This is a genomic window from Acetomicrobium sp. S15 = DSM 107314, assembly GCF_016125955.1.
In the GTDB taxonomy this organism is placed as follows: Bacteria; Synergistota; Synergistia; order Synergistales; family Thermosynergistaceae; genus Thermosynergistes; species Thermosynergistes pyruvativorans.
Window position 1 is genome coordinate 1 of sequence record NZ_JADEVE010000394.1, and the last position, 328, is coordinate 328.

Sequence of the window (328 nt, forward strand, 5' to 3'; positions counted from 1 at the left end):
CAATTTCCGTCGAAGAATTGGTATTATTCTTCTATGTTCAGGATAGAAGTGGTGGAATCCGTCGAGGTTCCCAATGCCGACGTGACCGGCAGGGATATATATACAGACAGCGAAAGCTGATCCATATGTGAAGCTGAGAGCTAAAACCATCAACAAACAAAGAGCTACCTTTCTCATGGCAAACCCCCCTCTTGGCTTGACAGCTTACTTTAAGCGAATTTACTGCAATTCGGGCGAGGACGTAGAGCTTCAGAAGAGCAACATTCTCCTCGTTGGTCCCACGGGATGCGGTAAGACTCTTCTCGCTCAGAGCCTGGCGAAGATGTTA

1 pseudogene is annotated in these 328 nt (G+C 47.6%); it reads left to right on the top strand.

Annotation, left to right across the window (positions count from 1 at the left end):
• Positions 1-235 precede the first annotated feature (235 nt).
• A pseudogene (locus tag EZM41_RS11925) lies at positions 236-328 on the top strand (AAA family ATPase); the annotation flags it as partial.